The following is an 18,136-nucleotide window of genomic DNA, read 5'->3' on the forward strand; positions in this document are numbered from 1 at the left end:
GCGTTCGGTATTCCGAATCGATTCGGTGCCCAGGCGGCAGCGGCGGCCCAAGAAAAACGGCGCCCCAACAGGGGCGCCGTGCAGGGGCCGGGCGGCATTGCCGCTCAGGCGCGCTTACTTTCCAGAGCTTCCACCACTGCGGTAGGCCTTGAAGAAATCGGTCTGCGAAGGATCGAGCACGAGCACATCGCTCTTCTTGGCAAAGCTGGCCTTGTAGGCCTCCAGGCTGCGGTAGAACTGCGCGAACTGCGGGTCCTTGCCAAAGGCTTCGGCGTAGGTCCGGGCGGCTTCCGCATCGCCCTCGCCCTTGACCTTCTGGGCGTCACGGTAGGCATTGGCGATGGTGATCTCGCGCTGGCGATCGGCCTCGGCGCGAATCTTCTCGCCTTCGGCGGCGCCGGTGGAGCGCAGCTCGTTGGCCACGCGCTTGCGCTCGGCTTCCATGCGGCGGTAGACCGATTCCGTGATGGTCTCGGCATAGTCGACGCGCGTGATGCGCACGTCGACCACGTCCACGCCCCAGGGCTTGGCGCCGCGCACGGTCTCCAGCACTTCGCGCTTGACGTCGTTCATCAGCGCGTCGCGCTTGCTGGACAGCAGTTCGCGCACGGTGCGGCGGTTGATTTCCTCCTGGAAGGCATTGCGCACCACGCGGTTGAGCTGCATGGCGCCAGCCGACTCGTCCAGGCCCACATTGCGGATGTACTCCGACGGATCGGAGATGCGCCAGCGCACGTACCAGTCGATGACCACGCGCTGCTTTTCGGCAGTGAGCATGGGCTCGGTGTCGGTGCTGTCCAGCGTGAGTAGGCGCTTGTCGATGTAGCGCACGTTCTGGAACGGCGGCGGCATCTTGATGTTCAGGCCCGGCTCGGTGATCACTTCCTTGATCTGACCCAGGGCATAGACCACGCCGAACTGGCGCTGATCGACGACGAACAGCATGGAGCTGAGCAGCGCGAGCGCCAGAAGAATGCTGGTGATGAAAAATCCAACTCGGTTCACTTGGGCTGCTCCTCAGCGTGCTTCGCGGTCACGGCTGCGACTGCTGTCGCGGCTGCGCGCATCGTTCGAAAGGCCGGGAATGGCGGCAGGCGCAGGCGCCTGGGTGCTGGGGGCCGCCGAGCTGTCGGCTGCCGGCACATTGCCGCTCACGCCTTGCATGATCTTGTCCAGCGGCAGGTACAGCAGGTTGGAGCCCTGGCGCGACTCCACCAGCACCTTGGTCACGTTGCCGTAGATCTGCTGCATGGTTTCCAGGTACATGCGGTCGCGCGTGACCTGGGGAGCCTTCTGGTACTCGGTGAACACCGAGCTGAAGCGCTGCGCATCACCCTGTGCCTGGGCCACGATGCGGGCCTTGTAGCCGTTGGACTCTTCCAGCAGGCGCGCTGCCGAGCCGGCTGCGCGCGGCACCACGTCGTTGGCGTAGGCCTGGGCCTCGTTCTTGGCACGCTCACGCTCCTGGCCGGCACGCAGCACGTCGTCGAAGGCCGCCTGCACCTGCTCGGGCGGACGCACGCCGCCCTGCTGCAGGTTGATGCCCACGACTTCCACGCCCACCTTGTAGCGGTCCAGGATGGTCTGCATCAGGTCGCGCACGCGCGGGGCGATCTGGTCGCGCTCCTCGGCCAGCGCAGTGTCCATCTTCATCTTGCCGACGACTTCGCGCACTGCCGTCTCGGCGGCCTGGACCACGGCCTCGGACGGGTTCTTGCTCTCGAACAGCCAGGCGCGCGCGTCGCTCAGACGGTACTGGACGGCGAACTTGATCTCGACGATGTTCTCGTCCTCGGTGAGCATGGCCGACTCGCGCAGGCCCGTGCTCTTGATGATGGTGTCGCGCCCCACGTCGGCCGAGCGGATCTGCGTCACGAACACCAGTTCATGGCGCTGGATCGGGTACGGCAGCCGCCAGTTGATGCCGGCGCCCACGGTGCTCTTGTACTTGCCGAACTGGGTGATGACGGCCTGCTGGCCTTCCTGGACGATGAAGATGCCCGTGCCCATCCAGATGATGAAGGCAATGCCGGCGATCAGGCCCACGCCCATGCCGGCGCTGCGCATGTCCGGCGGCTGGCTGCCACCGCCATTGCGGATGGGCGGCTGGCCACGGCCGCCGCCCGGCTTGCCGCCGAACAGGCCCGAGAGCTTTCGATTGAGGTCGCGCCACAGCTCATCCAGATCAGGCGGCTGGCCGCCGCCCGACGAGGGACGGTTGTCACGGCTGTCGCGGTTGTCGCGTGCGGGTTCCGAAGGCGGGGGCGGCGGCGCGGGACGGTCGGCATTGGGGCGCGAAGCATCGTCGTTCTTGTCGTCGCCACGTCCCCATCGCGGATCATTCAGGTTGAACATCCCGCGAAGGCGCTGCGGCAGCATCGCCCAGCGATGGGCGCGTTGTGAAAGATTCATGCGAGAAGTCTCGGTTTCTTCAGTAAAGACAGGGACCCAATCGGCATTTTGCCCAATCAGGGCGCTAGCCCCTAGTATTCGGCGTCCTGCCCAGGGGACATCGCGCCATCCACCTCCTCCTGATCCCGCTCATCATCGCCGTGCGCGTCGGCGTGTTCCGCCTCCGCGCGCAGCGCATGCTCGGCCAGCAACTGCCGCAGCTGCGGCAGCCCCTCGCCGGAGCGGGCACTGACGAACACCCGTGAAACAGGCAGCCCGTCAAGCTCGTACTGGTCCTGCAACTGTGCTGGACGCCGCTCCGGATCGACGGCGTCCAATTTGTTGAAAACCAGTACCAGAGGCACCTCCTGGGCACCGATTTCCTTCAGAACTTTCTGGACTTGTTGGATTTGTTCCGGGAAATTCGGATTGGAGGCGTCGACCACATGCAGCAGAAGATCGGCATCGATCGCCTCCTGCAACGTGGCCTGGAATGCATCGACCAGGCCGTGCGGCAGGTCGCGGATGAAGCCCACGGTATCCGACAGGGACACCGATTGCTGGGCTTCATTCAGGTACAGCTGGCGCGTGGTCGTGTCCAGCGTGGCGAACAACTGGTCGGCCGCATAGGCACGCGCCTTCACCAGCGCATTGAACAGCGTGGACTTGCCGGCGTTGGTGTAGCCAACCAGCGAGATATTGAAGATGCCATGGCGCTCGCGCCGCCGACGCTGCGTGGCGCGCTGCTTCTTGACCTTCTGCAGCCGCTCCTTGGTGCGCTTGATCGACTCGTCGATCATGCGGCGGTCCAGCTCGATCTGCTTCTCGCCAGGGCCGCCACGGCCGCCGATGCCGCCCATCTGCCGCTCCAGGTGGGTCCAGCGCCGCACGAGGCGCGTGGCCACGTATTGCAGGCGCGCCAGTTCCACCTGCAGCTTGCCTTCATGGCTGCGCGCGCGCTGGGCGAAGATCTCCAAGATCAGCAAAGTGCGGTCGTTGACCGGCATCTGCAGATGGCGTTCCAGGTTGCGCTGCTGGGCCGGGCTCAGGGCCTGGTCGAACAGCACTTCCTGGGCGCCATGCATCTGGGCCAGCATGCGGATTTCGTCGGCCTTGCCGCTGCCCACGAACAGCGCCGCATCGGGCACCTTGCGCTTGCAGGTCAGGCGCGCGACGGGACGCAGGCCGGCCGTGCCGGCCAGCAGGCCCAGCTCTTCCAACTCGCCATCGAAATGGGGAAAGCCGAAATCCACGCCCACCAGCAGCACTGGCGTTGGCGTGGACCGGTCAAAAGATTCAGAACTCAAGAAAAACCTCTCCCGAAGGGTGAGGAAGCTCCCCGGCTGTGCGGGGAGGCATCAGGGCGCCGCGAGCTCAAGCGCTGGCGTCGCTGCCGGCAGCTTCGGCCGTGGAGAAGTTCACGGCGCGGCCGGGAACAATGGTGGAGATGGCGTGCTTGTAAACCATCTGCGTGACGGTGTTGCGAAGCAGGACCACGTACTGGTCGAAGGATTCGATCTGGCCTTGCAGCTTGATGCCGTTGACGAGGTAGATGGACACCGGCACATGTTCGCGGCGCAGCGCGTTCAGGAACGGGTCTTGGAGGAGTTGGCCTTTGTTGCTCACGATATTCTCCGTGTTCGAAGAGTGTTGTTGTAAACCGACACCTTACCACAGTGTTTTGGGGCCCTTGCTCGCACAAGGGTTTTCCCGAAATCCCATGGCTTGTTACTTGTCCTTGTCGGCAAAAGGATTATGAGAGGTTTTCAACTCGATCCGCAACGGCGTGCCAACCAAATTGAACTCCTTCCGGAATCGCCCTTCGAGGAAGCGCTTGTAGGCCTCCGTCACATGCTCGAGCGAATTGCCGTGTATGACGATGACCGGAGGGTTCATGCCACCCTGGTGCGCATAGCGCATCTTGGGGCGGTAGATGCCCGTCTTCTTGGGCGTCTGGAACTGCACGGCCTCCATCAGCAGGCGCGTGAGCACCGGCGTGGGCATCTTGCAGGTGGCAGCCTTGTGCGCCTGGATGATGGAGTTCCACAGCGGACCCAGGCCCTGGCGCTTTTCCGCCGAGATGAAATGCATGGGGGCGAACTTGAGGAAGGACAGGCGCGTCTCGATCGAGCGCTCCAGCATCTGGCGCTGGTAGTCGTCCACCGCATCCCATTTGTTCACGGCAAGCACCACGGCACGGCCGCTTTCCAGCACGTAGCCGGCAATGTGCGCATCCTGATCGGTCACGCCCTGCGTGGCATCGATGAGCAGCAGCACGACGTTGGCGCTTTCGATGGCCTGCAGCGTCTTGACCACGGAGAACTTCTCGATGGCCTCGAACACCCGCCCCTTGCGGCGCAGGCCCGCCGTGTCGATCAGCTCGAACTTCTGGCCAGCCCGCTCGAAGGGCACCGAGATGGCATCGCGCGTGGTGCCAGGCATGTCGAAGGCGACCAGTCGCTCCTCACCCAGCCAGGTGTTGATCAGCGTGGATTTGCCGACATTGGGGCGCCCTGCCACGGTGAGGCGGATGGGCTTCTGGGCCACATCGTCGAACGGATCATCTTCCTCGGGCTCGGGCAGGTTGAGCTGGCCCAGGGCCAGGTCGAGCAGGTCGCGCACGCCCTGCCCGTGTGCCGCGGAAACCGGCAGCACATCGCCCAGGCCCAGTTCGTAGAACTCGGTCAGCTGCACACCTTCCTTCATGCCTTCGGCCTTGTTGGCCACGAGCACGCAGGGCTTGCCAAGGCGGCGCAGGTACTTGGCGATGTCGTGGTCCTGGGCGGACATGCCCAGGCGCGCATCGACAACGAAGACCACGACGTCCGCCTCGGCCACAGCCTGCTGCGTCTGGCGCGCCATCTCCTTGAAGATGCCGCTGGATGCATCAGGCTCAAAACCGCCGGTATCGATCACGATGTACTCGTGCTTACCCTGGCGGCCCTGTCCATAGTGGCGGTCACGCGTGAGGCCCGCGAAATCCGCGACGATTGCATCCCTCGACTTGGTCAGCCGATTGAACAGCGTCGATTTGCCCACATTGGGTCGCCCTACCAGGGCAATAACTGGCTTCATTCCCGAAAATACCTATCAATCCGGCCTGAAGCCGTACACAGTTCCGCTGCGGCTTACCACCACCAGCGTATTGGCAGCCGATACCGGGGGCGAGGCCACGCCGGAGTCGTCCGTCTTCAATCGTGCCAGCGCCTGTCCGTCCGTCTTGGACAGCAGATGCACCACGCCATAGTCATCACCAAACACCACCGAGCGGCCCAGCATCAACGGCGCCGTCAGGCGGCGATGCTGCAGCTGGTCGATGGACCATACGCGCGAGCCGTCGCCGCGGCGCCAGGCCTGGACGGTGCCATTGCTCTCGGCGCCGAACACGGAATCACCATCGCCGTCGATGCCATCGGCGCCCTTGGATGGCTGGGTCCAGCGCACCGATGCGTTTTGCGTATCCACACAGCCCACGGCCGCCTGGAAGGCACGCGCGCAGACGCTGTCACCGACACGGCTGACGCGGCCCACGAGGTCCACCAGGCGCTCCACGTCGTTGGTGCCACGCGGGCTGGCCAGCGGAGCCTCCCAGCGCACGGCGCCGGTGTCGGGATCGATACCCACCATGCGGCCCGACAGGCCGGCCACCAGCGTGTTGCCCACGGCGATCAGCACGCCGGGCTGGCGCAGCACCAGGGGCTCGCCCGGGCGCTGCGCGGTCCACAGCTTGCGGCCGTTGGCGGCATCGAATGCGGCCAGCGAACGGTCGGCTGCCAGCACGAAGACGCGGCCTCCCGCCACCAGAGGCGGCGTGTAGGCCGCTGCGGACAGCGGCTGCTTCCACAGCTGCTTGCCTTGCGAGTAGACGATGATCTGGTTGCTGCGCGTGACCACGGCCTGGCGCTCGGCATCACCGCCCACGCCTGCGGTCAGCGGCTCGCCCACGGTGAAGCGCGACAGCTGGCTGCCGTTGCGTGCGTCCAGGGCCGTGACGCTGCCATCCTTGGCAGCGATCAGCAGCGTATCGCCCTGCACATGGATGTCGGTGGCCAGTGGCACTTCGGCACCGAGCCTGGCCGTCCAGGCCTGGTGCACGGCCAGCAGGCCGGGGTTGGCACCCAACTCCTGGGGCTTGGGCTTGGTGTCGCTGCTGAACCACGAGGACACCGTGGAGCATCCACCCAGGGCACCGGCCAGCAGGCCCAGAGCCATCCAGCGCGCCACGCCGCGCGGGCGCGAAATCGCCATCAATTGATCAGCCGAGGTTTTCAAGGTTGCTTCTCCGAAGTCGACGTCTTGGCCTGTGCCAGCACGGTGGGCTCGGCGCCCAGGGCGTTGAGCTTGAATTCGATCAGGCGTCCGTAGTCCATACCCTTGTCCAGGGCGGCATGGGCGCGCTGGTAGGCGTCGATGGCCTCGGCCTGCTTGCCCTGGGCCGCGAGAATGTCGCCACGGCGGTCGGCCACGATGCCGGCAAAGGATTCGGGCATGCTGCCTTCCAGCGCCTTGAGGGCTTCGTCGTATTGCTTTTGCTGCTCCAGCACGGCGCTCAGGCGCAGCTTGGCCAGGGCCTTGTAGCCTTCGTCGCCCTTGTCGGCCACCCAGCTCAGGGCTGCCTTGGCGTCATCGAGCTTGCCTTCGTCCACTGCAGCCTTGGCCAGCAGCAGGCCGGCCTGGGCCGCCTGTGTGGTGCCTGCGTACTTGTCCTTGAGATCGGCGAAGGCCTGGCCGGCGCGCGCCGCGTCCTTGCCGGCCAGCGCCACGTCAACGGCATGCGCCAGCGCGGCGGCCTGCGTGGCCTGGCGCTTTTCCCAGTACTGGTAGCCATTCCAGCCGGCAAAGCCGACGAAGATGACCACGAGCACGCCGGTGATCAACGTGCCCCAGGTATTCCAGAAATGCTTGAGCTGCTCTATCTGCTCTTGTTCTTCGAGATCGAAATGGTTTGCCATGGATCGCCTGTGTCGCTTTATGTATGGAGGTCGCCGCTGGAGCGGTCGCTTGAAAAGCTGCGGATGCTGGTCAAACCGCCGATTGTAGGGTGGCAGCCCATTGGGCCGCATCAGCCAGGGCTTGCTGCACCTGCTGGCCTGCGCCGTCGCGCAGCGACTTGACGGTGACCAGGCCCTGCTGCAGCTCATCGGAGCCGAAGATCAGCGCGAAATGCGCGCCGCTGGCATCCGCCTTCTTGAACTGCGACTTCATGCTGCCCATGCCTTCGGCACTGGCTGCGTGCATCTGCACGCGCACACCGGCCTCGCGCAGCTGCTGCAGGGTGCGCAGCGCCACGGGCATGGCGGCCACGTCGGGGACGATGGCGTAGGCATGCAGCGTGGGTGCGGGAATGTCGGTGCCGAGCTCCTTGACGAGTTCCAGCACGCGCTCCACGCCCAACGCCCAGCCCACGGCAGGCGCGCTCTTGCCGCCCACCTGTTCGATCAGGTAGTCGTAGCGGCCTCCGGCGCAGATGGTGCCCTGCGAGCCCAGCATGTCGGTGATGAACTCGAACACCGTCAGGTTGTAGTAGTCCAGGCCGCGCACCAGGCGCGGGTTCACGGTCCATGGCACGCCGTTGGCGTCCAGGATGGCCTTGAGTCCTTCGAAGTGGGCCAGCGAGCCCTCGCCCAGGAAGTCCAGCAGGCGCGGCGCGCCGTTGACCATTTCCTGCATGGCGGGGTTCTTGGTGTCCAGCACGCGCAGCGGATTGCTGTACATGCGGCGCTTGGCCTCTTCGTCCATCACGTCCTGGTGCTGCTCCAGGTAGGCGATCAGGGCCTGGCGATGCGCCTGGCGCTCCTCAGGCTGGCCCAGGCTGTTGATTTCCAGGCGCCACTGGGTCAGGCCCAGCTGCTTCCACAGGGAAACGGCCAGCATGATGAGCTCGGCATCGACATCGGGGCCGGCAAAACCCAGGGCCTCGGCGCCGATCTGGTGGAACTGGCGGTAACGGCCGCGCTGCGGGCGCTCGTGGCGGAACATGGGGCCCATGTACCACATGCGCTTGCCGCCGTCGTACAGCAGATTGTTCTCGATGGTGGCGCGCACCAGACTGGCCGTGCCTTCAGGGCGCAGCGTCAGGCGCTCGCCGTTGAGCTTGTCCTCGAAGGAGTACATCTCCTTCTCGACAATGTCCGTCACCTCGCCTATGCCACGAACGAACAGCTGCGTATGCTCGACGATGGGCGTGCGCACGTTGCGGTAGGCAAAGCGCGCCATCAATTCACGCACCTGCGCTTCCAGCCATTCCCAGCGAGCGGACTCGGCGGGAAGAATGTCGTTCATGCCTTTGACGGCGGAGAGTTTTTCGGGTTTGGCCACGTTGTTCTCGTTCGATGAATGCTCGGAAACAGGCGCTGACCCCGCTTTTTTCGCCCCATGCCCTCAACGTCTGTTCCGCGTGAGAGCCAATGAGGAAAAGCGTGGTGCGCTATCTATTTTGCAATAACTGCAATGCCCGGCGCAGCCGCTCAGGCGGGCGCAGCGGCGGTGGCGCCATAGGTGCGCGCCACATAGTTCTCGACCAGTGCCTGGAATTCCTCGGCAATCCGCTCGCCGCGCAGCGTGAGCGCCTTTTCACCGTCGATGTAGACGGGGGCGGCGGGTGCCTCGCCCGTGCCGGGAAGGCTGATGCCGATGTTGGCGTGCTTGCTCTCGCCGGGACCGTTGACGATGCAGCCCATCACGGCCACCTTCATCGCCTCGACACCGGGATACTTCATGCGCCACAGCGGCATCTGGCCACGCAGGTAGTCATCGATCTGCTTGGCCAGCTCCTGGAAGGTGGTGCTGGTGGTGCGGCCGCAGCCAGGGCAGGCCGTGACGCTGGGCACGAAGATGCGCAGGCCCAGGGACTGCAGGATTTCGGAGGCGACCACAACTTCCTGGGTGCGGGCCTCGCCGGGCTGGGGCGTGAGCGAGACGCGGATGGTGTCGCCAATGCCTTCCTGCAGCAGCACGGACAGCGCGGCGGCCGAGGCCACCGTGCCCTTGGTACCCATGCCGGCCTCGGTCAGGCCCAGGTGCAGTGCATAGTCGCAGCGCTGCGCAAGGGCCCGGTAGACCGAGATCAGGTCCTGCACGCCGCTGACCTTGCACGACAGGATGATGTTGTCGCCGTTCAGCCCCATGGACTCGGCCAGGCGCGCGGAATCGACGGCCGAGGAGATCAGCGCCTCGAACATGACCTGGCGCGTATCCCAGGGCTGGGCGCGGCGCGAGTTCTCGTCCATCAGGCGCGCCATGAGCTCCTGGTCCAGCGAACCCCAGTTGACGCCGATGCGCACGGCCTTGTCGTAGCGGGCCGCCGCCTCGATCATCTGGCCGAACTGCTTGTCCTTCTTCTCGCCCTTGCCGACGTTGCCGGGGTTGATGCGGTACTTGGACAGTGCCTCGGCGCAGGCAGGATATTCGGTGAGCAGGCGGTGGCCGTTGTAGTGGAAGTCACCCACCAGCGGCACGTACTCGCCCATGCGGTCGAGCTGCTCGCGGATATAGGGCACGGCGGCGGCCGCCTCGGGCGTGTTGACGGTGATGCGCACCATCTCCGAGCCGGCCTGGGCCAGCTGGCGCACCTGGATGGCCGTCTCGACCGCGTCCACCGTATCGGTGTTAGTCATGGACTGCACGCGCACAGGCGCGTCGCCGCCCACGGTGACGACGTTGTTGCGCCAGACCACACGGGCCTGGCGGGACTTGCGCGGCAGCGGCGAGGCAATCGCTATCGGCTGCTGCGTGATGGGGAGATCTTGCACGGTCACTTCACCTCAAAGCGGGCCACATTGTCGCGGGTGGTCTTGGCGACTTCCAGCAATTCGCCACGCACACGCACCTCGGTGCCGCTGGCATTGCCGATGATGACCGACAGCGGCAGCGCGCCCTCGGCACCAATGGATTCACCGGCCGCCAGCGTCTTTTGCAGCACCACGCGGCCACCGGAATCCTTCACCTGTACCCACGATTGTGCGTTGGCCTTCATGACCAGCACGCCACCAGGCGTTTGCGCCGCGGTGGCTGTCGATGTCGCTGCTGCGCCATCGGCAGGCGCATCGGCGGCAGGGGCTGTCGCAGCAGCAGGGGCAGCAGGCGTTGTGGTGGACGCAGGGGCCGGAACGGCTGCCGCTGCAGGAGCTGAAGTTGCCGGTACAGATGCAGATGCAGATGCAGATGCATCAGGCACATCGGCCGGCGCCGTCGCAGCAGGCGCAACGGACTCCTGGACCGCCACGGGCTCGGACCCAGCCCCTGCAGGCTGCACCAGGGCTGCGGCATCGGAAGCGCCGGCCTGCGGCTCTTCGGCGTCGCCTTCGTGCCTGGGCAGGAAGTACACGGCAGCGGCAGCGGCCAGCAGCAGCAGCACGATGATGGCCACCTTGCGCGAACCGTTTTCGCGGCCCAGCGGTGTTCCTGTGACCTTGAAGGAGCGTTCCTTGAACGTGGCATTGATGCTGCCGCGATCGTCGGCCAGGCTCTTGAGCTGGGTGCGCGGCAACAGGGCCAGCACCGAGGCCGAGTCCACGCGCAGCGTGCGGCAGACGCTTTGCGCCAGGGCCCGCATGAAGACATGGTCCTGGAATGCGGCATAGTCATCCGCCTCCAGGGCCTCCAGCTTGGGGGCCGGCACCTTGAGCGCCGCCGCCAGCCCGGCCAGCGACAGGCCTGCCGCCTCGCGCGCCTGGCGCAGCAGCGTGCCCGCCGTCATGGAAGTTTGGGCATTCTCGCCTTGCGTACCTGCTTCGTCATGCACCGCCAACACCTCACTCATTGAATGCTCCACGCTCGTAGGCCAGCCATTGGCGGGACTCGGGGAAGCGCTGGTGCAGCTGGTCAGCCAGCTGCCGCATCGCTGCAGATTGCTGCAGCGCCCTCTCTATCTTGACGCCCAGCCACAGGCTTTCCGCATTGGACTGGGGACTGCTGTTCAGGCGCCGGATGTAGAACTGCGCCCTCTTGGCGTCCCCGCCCTGCAGCATCACGTTGCTCAGGTGGTAGGCGATCACCGGGTTGGCGGGATCGAGTTCATAGCCTTTGAGCAGCGCCTGCTGGGCCTCGACCAGAAGGCCGGCCTGCTGCAGGCACAGGCCCTTGGCCATCCAGGTCTTGGGGCGCTCCAGGTAGCCGGGCTGGGCCAGGGCCTTGTCCAGCCATTCCTGGGCTTGCACGTATTGCTTGCGCTGGCACAGCAGCCAGCCGTAGTTGTGCTGCAGGTCGCCGTCCTGGGGTCGCAGCGACATCGCCTTGCGCAGGCTGGCATCGGCCTGGTCCCAGTCCTGGTTGCGCATGTAGATCAGGGCCAGCAGGCCGTAGCCATCGGCGGAAGCGGGGTCGGAGACCAGCGCCTGGTTCACCTCCTCCAGGGCCACATCGATGCGGCCAGCCTGGAAATAGGAAGCCGCCAGCTCCAGGCGGATGCTCGCGCGGCGGCGAGGATCGACCTCGGCGGCAGAAGCCATCGAGGCATTGGAGACGGAGGAAGCGTTGCCGGAGCCAGAATTCGCCGGAGGCACCAAGGGCTGCTTGCCCGCGCAGCCCGCCAAGACAAGAACCAGCGCGGGCACCGCCCAGCGCATGCCTGTACCGATTTCCCCCGTTCGCAGCCGCCGAGCCACTGACTTCATGAACTGTCCTTTGTTCCGTCGGGGCATGCCAGGCATGCCCCAGGTCTTCTCAAGGCACCTGCTTGAGAACAATGGTGCGCTGCCTGGCCATGCGCTCGGCAGCGCGCGTGCGGTCCTTGACATCGCCAGCCAGCTGTCCGCAGGCTGCGTCGATGTCGTCGCCACGTGTCTTGCGCACCGTGGTCACGATGCCGGCATTGCTCAGCAGGCTGGCGAACTCCGTCACCCGCGCTGCGGGTGAACGCAGCAGCCCCGAGGCCGGGAACGGATTGAACGGAATCAGGTTGAACTTGCACCAGCTGCGGCCATCGCCACGCGCGCGGACCAACTCTATCAGTTGGCGCGCATGCTCAGGCTGGTCATTGACGCCATCGAGCATGCAGTATTCGAACGTGATGAAGTCACGGGGCGCGAATTCCAGGTAGCGCTCGCAGGCATCGAGCAGCTCGTGGATGGGGTACTTGCGGTTCAATGGCACCAGCGGGTCGCGCAGCTCGTCATTGGGCGCATGCAGCGACACGGCCATGGCCACGGCGCAGTCCTGGGACAGCCGGTCGATCATCGGCACCACGCCCGATGTGGACACGGTCACGCGGCGGCGCGAGAGACCGTAGCCATGGTCATCGAGCATGGCGCGCAGCGCCGGCACCAGGGCCGTGTAGTTCTGCAGCGGCTCGCCCATGCCCATCATCACCACGTTGGAGATGACGCGCTCGCCGCCCGTGCCCAGGCGCTTGCGCAGCGCATGCTCGGCATACCACAGCTGGGCCAGGATCTCGCCCGTGCTGAGGTTGCGGCTGAAGCCCTGGTGACCCGTGGAGCAGAAGCGGCAGCCCACGGCGCAGCCCGCCTGGGACGACACGCACAGCGTGCCCCGGTCATCTTCGGGAATGAAAACGGCTTCGACGGCATCGCCGCCCCCCACGTCGAACAGCCACTTGACTGTTCCATCGGCAGACACATGCTCGGTCAGAACCGGCAGGGCCGTGATGTGGGCACACGCCTTGAGCTTTTCGCGCAGGGACTTGGCCAGATCGCTCATCTGGTCGAAGTCGCTGGCGCCTCGCTGGTGGATCCAGCGGAACAGCTGCGTCGCGCGGAAACGCTTCTCGCCGAGCTGCTCGCAGTAAGCGGCCAGTCCGTCGAGATCAAAATCTAGCAAATTGGTATTCATGTCGGCAGGCCGGTGCCACGCCGCTCTCGGCTCTTCCGCGGCAGGCACGGCCTGCACCGGACAGACCATGACGGCCGCGGAAGACGCGGGGATTAGCGCGAGTAGACGTTCATGCCGGGGAAGAAGAAAGCCACTTCCACGGCTGCAGTTTCAGCGGCGTCAGAGCCGTGCACGGCGTTGGCGTCGATGCTGTCGGCGAAGTCGGCGCGGATCGTGCCCTTCTCAGCCTTCTTGGGGTCGGTGGCGCCCATCAGTTCGCGGTTCTTCAGGATGGCGTTCTCGCCTTCCAGAGCCTGGATCATCACGGGGCCGGAGATCATGAAGTCCACCAGGTCCTTGAAGAAAGGACGCTCCTTGTGGACGCCGTAGAACTGCTCGGCTTCGCCGCGCGACAGGTGCACCATCTTGGCAGCGATGACCTTCAGGCCAGCGCCTTCGAAGCGTGCGTAGATCTGGCCGATCACGTTCTTGGCAACGGCGTCGGGCTTGATGATGGAAAGAGTGCGTTCGATGGCCATTTGAATGGTTCCTAATCAGGGTTACTATGGATTTTTGTCAATTGGACAAAACCGTTGATTCTAGCTGTGCCATCAAAGTCCTTGATGACATGGTGCTGCCAAATGGCAGGCTTACAGGGCGGGCCGACCACCTCCGGATGAACCAGAAGGCGGACGGCCCGGCCGCCTTTCAGCGGCGTCCTCCCGGCTTGCGCTTGGCGTTCTGGCGTGCACGCGACAGGCTGTCGGAGCCGATGTAGCCCACCGATGTACGCATCGGATCGGGCTGCTGGCTGCCGCCGCCCTTGCCCCGACCGCCTGCACCGCCCTGCCCCTTGCCCTGTCCCTGGCCGCCGTCAGCCTTGCCGCCCTTGGCGGCAGGCTTGGCACGCGGGCCGTCGAGCATGGCGTTGGGCGCCGGGCGATTGCCGTCGAAGTAGCGGCCGCCGCCTTCGCGGCGAACGGTATTGCGGTCGGCCGGGCCACCACGGCGGCCTCCGGCCGGTGGCTTGGGTGCGGCGGGCGCACGCGCCTGCATGCCGGCTGCCGAAGCCAGGGACTGGATATCGGCCTGATCCAGCTCCACCCAGGCGCCGCGCTTGAGGCCGCGCGGCAGCACCATGGCGCCGTAGCGGATGCGGATCAGCCGGCTCACGGCATGGCCCACCGCCTCGAACATGCGGCGCACTTCGCGGTTGCGGCCTTCGGAAATGGTCACGCGGTACCAGCAGTTGGCGCCTTCACCACCGCCGTCCTCGATGGAGCCGAAGGCGGCCACGCCGTCTTCCAGCTGCACGCCGTCGGTCAGGCGCTGCTTTTCTTCCTTGCTGAGCGCGCCCAGCACGCGGGCTGCGTACTCGCGCTCCAGGCCGAAGCGCGGGTGCATCAGGGAGTTGGCCAGCTCGCCCGAGCTGGTGAACAGCAGCAGGCCTTCGGTGTTCAGGTCCAGGCGGCCCACCGATTGCCATTTGCCATGCTGCAGGCGAGGCAGCTTGCGGAACACCGTGGGACGGTTTTGCGGATCGTCATGCGTGACGACCTCGCCCACGGGCTTGTGATAGGCGATGACACGCGCCGGCGGCGGGTCGATGCGAAAACGGATGGGTTGGCCATTGACCTTGATCTGGTCGCCGAACTGGATGCGCTGGCCCACGTGGGCAGGCTCGTTGTTGACCGAGATGCGGCCTTCCAGAATAAGCTGCTCCATTTCGAGGCGCGATCCCAGCCCGGCCTGGGCCAGCACCTTGTGCAGCTTGGGCGAATCGACCTGGGGCAGCAGCACGCGCTTGGCAGGCGCAGCATCGTCGCGCTCTTCGGCCGCGTCGAGCTCGCCCGAGATGACGTCCGCAAAACCGTAGCCTTCGACAGACCCTGAGTCGCTTGACTCTGATGCATCAGCCGGCGCCAGCTCTTGCACGGTGTCTTCGGCATGCACCGCCTCGGCGGCCGGACGCGGCTTGCGCACAGGCTTGGCGCCGGGCCGCGACCCGGCCTTGGGAGCGCGCGAGCGCGCGGGGCGGGCCTTGCGCTGCGCGCCGGCCTCATCGGACGCCGGCTGGGCGTCCTGGTCTTTGGAGATATCACTACCCGTCATGGCTTTCCTTCTTCGGCCTGCTTTGCAGCGCCGTCCGTATCCGTTGTATCCGCTGTATCCGTTGTATCTGTTGTCTCTGCCGCGTCCGCTGCGTCTGCCGCATCCGCCAGGTCTGCTGTATCCGCTTGAGCCGTATCTGCTGCCATTGCGGCATCTGCCCCGTCCGATCCCGTGGCATCTGTCTCGCCCGGGGGCTCTTCGGGCAGAGGAGCGTCACCGGCTGGCGCGGCCTCGTCCGCTACCAATTCCTGCGCACCCGACTCTTCCAGCGCCTTGAACAGGCTTTGCTGGGATTCGGGCTCCTCGAGCATGGGCAACTGGTCCAGCGACTGCAGGCCCAGGTCGTCCAGAAACTGGCGCGTGGTGGCAAACAGCGACGGCCGGCCCACGGTCTCCCGGTGGCCGATCACCTCGATCCAGCCTCGGTCTTCCAGTTGCTTGATCAGCAGGCTGTTGACCGTCACGCCGCGTATGTCCTCGATGTCGCCACGCGTCACTGGCTGGCGGTAGGCGATGATCGCCAGCGTCTCCAGGGTCGCGCGGGTGTAGCGTGGCGGCTTTTCGGGATGCAGCCGGTCCAGATAGACCCGCATCTCGGGCCGGCTCTGGAAGCGCCATCCAGACGCCACCTGCACCAGCTCCACACCCTTTTGCGCCCAGTCTTTTTGCAGGTCCAGCAGCAGGTCCTTCAGCGTGTCGGAGCCCAGCACGTCATCGAACAGCGAGCGCAGCTCACGCAGCGTGACAGGCTGCGGCGCACAGATCAATGCAGTTTCCAGGACCCGCTTGGCATCTACCGTATTCATGGCTCAGCGTCTCGGGAACAAAGGCGCGCGTGCCACCAGAGGTGGCAGCCAGGGTGCGCCGAATCAAAGAAGAGGAAGCAAGCGCTCCACGGATGCCATGCGAGAGATGGTCAGAGGCTTTCGGCGGGATTGTAGCTCAGCCCCCAATTTTCCAGCGCCTGTGCCATATCGGGCGGCAGCGGCGCGCGCAGCACCAGGGCCTGGCCTGTCATGGGATGGGTGAAGGCCAGCCGGAAGGCATGCAGCGCCTGGCGCGCCATGCCGCCTGCCTCCTTGCCGCCGTAGACGGCATCGGCCACCAGCGGGTGGCCCAGCGATGCCATGTGCACGCGGATCTGGTGGGTGCGGCCCGTGTGCAGCGTGCAGCGCACCAGGCTGACTTCCTCGTTGCCGGCAAGCAGGTCGATGTCGGTGCGCGCGGTCTTGCCCGCATGCTGTGCCAGGTCGACAACGGCCATGCGCAGTCGGTTGCGCGGGTCACGGCCGATGGGCGCATCGACCTCGCGGCGCTTGCGCGGGCCCCAGGCCTTGTGGGCCAGTGCCAGGTACTGGCGGCTGACATCGCGCGCGGCGATCATGGACACCAGCGCGTCCATGGCGGCGCGGCTGCGCGCCACCACCATGAGCCCGCTGGTGTCCTTGTCCAGGCGGTGGACGATGCCGGCGCGCGGCACCTCGCGCGCCTTGGGGTCGCGCCCCAGCAGGCCGTTGAGCAGGGTTCCCGTCCAATTGCCCGGGGCCGGGTGCACGACCAGGCCCGCCGGCTTGTTGACGACCAGCAGGTGCTCGTCCTCATACACCACGTCCAGCGCCATGTCTTCGGGCTGGAAGGCCATGCTCTGCTGCGTGGGCCGCATCTCCAGCACCATCCGGTCGCCGGCGGCCACCTTGGTGGCCGGCTTGACCAGCACACGCCCGTTGAGCGTGACCGCGCCCTGCGCCAGCAGTTGCTGCAGATAGCTGCGGGAGAACTCGGCCACGCATTCGGCCAGCACCTTGTCGGCGCGCAGGCCGTGCTGGGCCGGGGGCACGGTGATCTCGCGCAGCTCGGCCGCGGCGGCCTCGACCTCGCCGCCTTCGGCCTCGTCCTCGACCGGCTCCCACGGCGATTCGCCGGGCGCAGAAGAAACAAGCCCCTGCGGGGCAGGGGCTTGTCCGGTTTGCCTGGTGCTGCGGCTCATCAGCGCGAAGGCAGGTAGCGCGAAGGATCGACAGGCTTGCCCTGGCGACGCACCTCGAAGTGCAGCTTCACGCGGTCCGCGTCGGTGCTGCCCATCTCGGCGATCTTCTGGCCCTTGCGCACGGTCTGGTCTTCCTTGACCAGCAGCGTCTGGTTGTGCGCGTAGGCCGTGAGGTAGGTGTTGTTGTGCTTGAGGATGATCAGGTTGCCATAGCCACGCAGGCCGGCGCCGGCATAGACCACGCGGCCATCGGCAGCGGCCATCACGGGATCGCCGGCCTTGCCTGCGATGTCGTAACCCTTGTTGCGCGCCTCGTCAAAGCCGGCGATCAGGCTGCCCGATGCAGGCCAGATGAAGTCCACATCGTCGGCGCCCTTGCCGGCTGCGGGTGCAGGGGCGGGTGCCGGGGTCGGTGCGGGTGCAGGCGTTGCAGTGGAGCCGCCCGACGATGCCACGGGCGGCAGCGGCGTCGCCACCACGGGCGAGCCGCTGGGCGTGGAGGAGGCAGTGGACGAGGGGCGCGTGCCGACGCTGTCCGAGCTGGTCGGCGGCACGACGCGCACCACCTGACCGACTTCGATCAGGTTGGGGTTCTCCAGATTGTTCCAGCGCGCGATGTCCTTCCAGCTCTGGCCGGTTTCCAGGCCGATGCGGATCAGCGTGTCACCGGGCTTGATCGTGTAGTAGCCGGGCTTGCCGGCGTTTTCGACGCCGGGCAGCGGCTTGACGGCTGCCGATGGCGAGGAAGAGGTGGAGGAGGTGGTGGTCGTTCCACGGTCCTCCACGGGAGCCCTGTTCACTTGGGATGTGCAGCCTGCCAGAACCATGCCGGCCAGCACCACCGTTCCCCAAGCCCCAAGACTTCGCGATACCAACATA

17 protein-coding genes are annotated in these 18,136 nt (G+C 66.0%); all 17 read right to left on the reverse strand.

Translation table 11 applies throughout. The annotated features are described in order from the left end of the window. Positions 1-114: 114 nt before the first annotated feature. The 17 genes from hflC to A9976_RS27585 all read right to left on the reverse strand — a co-directional run bounded on the left by hflC (position 115) and on the right by A9976_RS27585 (position 18,135). Positions 115-1,005, reverse strand: coding sequence for a protease modulator HflC (gene hflC / locus A9976_RS27505; RefSeq protein WP_063325331.1), 891 nt, complete (start codon positions 1,003-1,005; stop codon positions 115-117). 12 nt (positions 1,006-1,017) lie between these two features. Next, positions 1,018-2,412 carry an FtsH protease activity modulator HflK gene (gene hflK, locus A9976_RS27510; protein WP_183021605.1) on the reverse strand — a complete coding sequence of 465 codons (1,395 nt, stop codon included), beginning with the start codon at positions 2,410-2,412 and terminating at the stop codon, positions 1,018-1,020. 71 nt (positions 2,413-2,483) lie between these two features. Further along, positions 2,484-3,698, reverse strand: coding sequence for a GTPase HflX (hflX, locus tag A9976_RS27515; protein WP_220808909.1), 1,215 nt, complete (start codon positions 3,696-3,698; stop codon positions 2,484-2,486). A gap of 67 nt (positions 3,699-3,765) precedes the next feature. Further along, positions 3,766-4,017: an RNA chaperone Hfq gene (hfq, locus tag A9976_RS27520; RefSeq protein ID WP_012206813.1), complete on the reverse strand. Its 252-nt coding sequence runs from the start codon at positions 4,015-4,017 to the stop codon at positions 3,766-3,768. A 102-nt stretch (positions 4,018-4,119) separates the two neighbouring features. Further along, on the reverse strand, positions 4,120-5,466 hold the full coding sequence (der, locus tag A9976_RS27525; RefSeq protein ID WP_012206814.1) for a ribosome biogenesis GTPase Der: 1,347 nt from the start codon (positions 5,464-5,466) through the stop codon (positions 4,120-4,122). A 15-nt stretch (positions 5,467-5,481) separates the two neighbouring features. After that, positions 5,482-6,639 (reverse strand): outer membrane protein assembly factor BamB, encoded by a 1,158-nt coding sequence (gene bamB / locus A9976_RS27530; RefSeq protein ID WP_183021640.1) that lies wholly within the window; start codon positions 6,637-6,639, stop codon positions 5,482-5,484. A gap of 20 nt (positions 6,640-6,659) precedes the next feature. Next, positions 6,660-7,343 carry a tetratricopeptide repeat protein gene (locus A9976_RS27535; RefSeq protein ID WP_183021606.1) on the reverse strand — a complete coding sequence of 228 codons (684 nt, stop codon included), beginning with the start codon at positions 7,341-7,343 and terminating at the stop codon, positions 6,660-6,662. A 70-nt stretch (positions 7,344-7,413) separates the two neighbouring features. Continuing rightward, complete coding sequence (gene hisS / locus A9976_RS27540; protein ID WP_220808920.1) at positions 7,414-8,673, reverse strand: histidine--tRNA ligase; 1,260 nt, start codon at positions 8,671-8,673, stop codon at positions 7,414-7,416. 185 nt (positions 8,674-8,858) lie between these two features. Continuing rightward, positions 8,859-10,142 carry a flavodoxin-dependent (E)-4-hydroxy-3-methylbut-2-enyl-diphosphate synthase gene (gene ispG, locus A9976_RS27545; protein ID WP_183021608.1) on the reverse strand — a complete coding sequence of 428 codons (1,284 nt, stop codon included), beginning with the start codon at positions 10,140-10,142 and terminating at the stop codon, positions 8,859-8,861. 2 nt (positions 10,143-10,144) lie between these two features. After that, on the reverse strand, positions 10,145-11,152 hold the full coding sequence (locus tag A9976_RS27550; protein ID WP_183021609.1) for a RodZ domain-containing protein: 1,008 nt from the start codon (positions 11,150-11,152) through the stop codon (positions 10,145-10,147). Next, the gene (gene pilW, locus A9976_RS27555) at positions 11,145-12,005 is read right to left on the reverse strand and encodes a type IV pilus biogenesis/stability protein PilW (RefSeq protein WP_183021610.1); all 861 of its coding nucleotides are present in this window, start codon (positions 12,003-12,005) and stop codon (positions 11,145-11,147) included. Before pilW ends, A9976_RS27550 begins: the two co-directional genes overlap by 8 nt. Before the next feature lie 49 nt (positions 12,006-12,054). Then, complete coding sequence (gene rlmN / locus A9976_RS27560; RefSeq protein ID WP_034396288.1) at positions 12,055-13,179, reverse strand: 23S rRNA (adenine(2503)-C(2))-methyltransferase RlmN; 1,125 nt, start codon at positions 13,177-13,179, stop codon at positions 12,055-12,057. 92 nt (positions 13,180-13,271) lie between these two features. Beyond that, positions 13,272-13,697, reverse strand: coding sequence for a nucleoside-diphosphate kinase (ndk, locus tag A9976_RS27565; protein WP_183021611.1), 426 nt, complete (start codon positions 13,695-13,697; stop codon positions 13,272-13,274). Between the two features lie 169 nt (positions 13,698-13,866). Further along, on the reverse strand, positions 13,867-15,270 hold the full coding sequence (locus A9976_RS27570; protein ID WP_183021612.1) for a pseudouridine synthase: 1,404 nt from the start codon (positions 15,268-15,270) through the stop codon (positions 13,867-13,869). Then, complete coding sequence (gene scpB / locus A9976_RS27575; RefSeq protein ID WP_183021613.1) at positions 15,267-16,076, reverse strand: SMC-Scp complex subunit ScpB; 810 nt, start codon at positions 16,074-16,076, stop codon at positions 15,267-15,269. Before scpB ends, A9976_RS27570 begins: the two co-directional genes overlap by 4 nt. Positions 16,077-16,186: 110 nt before the next feature. Next, a complete protein-coding gene (locus tag A9976_RS27580) occupies positions 16,187-17,257 on the reverse strand; it encodes an RluA family pseudouridine synthase (RefSeq protein ID WP_183021614.1) in 1,071 nt (356 codons plus the stop codon). Next, positions 17,257-18,135, reverse strand: coding sequence for a peptidoglycan DD-metalloendopeptidase family protein (locus tag A9976_RS27585; protein ID WP_012206826.1), 879 nt, complete (start codon positions 18,133-18,135; stop codon positions 17,257-17,259). Before A9976_RS27585 ends, A9976_RS27580 begins: the two co-directional genes overlap by 1 nt. Between the last annotated feature and the right edge of the window lies 1 nt (position 18,136).

It is taken from the genome of Delftia sp. UME58 (assembly GCF_014170385.1).
Lineage (GTDB): Bacteria > Pseudomonadota > Gammaproteobacteria > Burkholderiales > Burkholderiaceae_C > Comamonas > Comamonas acidovorans.